Source organism: Delftia sp. ASV31, assembly GCF_016428765.1.
GTDB lineage: Bacteria > Pseudomonadota > Gammaproteobacteria > Burkholderiales > Burkholderiaceae_C > Comamonas > Comamonas acidovorans.
In genome coordinates this window covers 1-252 of record NZ_JAELTK010000354.1, presented here as the reverse complement: position 1 = coordinate 252, position 252 = coordinate 1, and the positions used below count along the sequence as shown (strand labels likewise).

At 71.4% G+C, this 252-nt stretch carries 1 pseudogene; it reads right to left on the bottom strand.

Annotated features, from left to right (window positions below):
- Positions 1–125: 125 nt before the first annotated feature.
- Positions 126–252 (bottom strand): annotated as a pseudogene (locus JHD82_RS30430) (tripartite tricarboxylate transporter substrate binding protein); the annotation flags it as partial.

Below are 252 nucleotides of genomic sequence, written 5' to 3'. Positions count from 1 at the left end.
CCCCCCCCCCCCCCCCCCCCCCCCCCCCCCCCCCCCCCCCCCCCCCCCCCCCCTTTTCAAGCAGAAGACGGCATACGCGATCAACGTCAGCGTCTCGTGGGCTCGGAGATGTGTATAAGAGACAGGGGCACGAGCGTGACCTCGATGCCGGCCTTCTGGCGGAACATCTCCGAGGACATGTGCGGCGACTGGCCCACGCCCGACGTGGACACGTTCAGGCGCCGGGTCCTGGCCAGCTCCACCAGCTCGCGC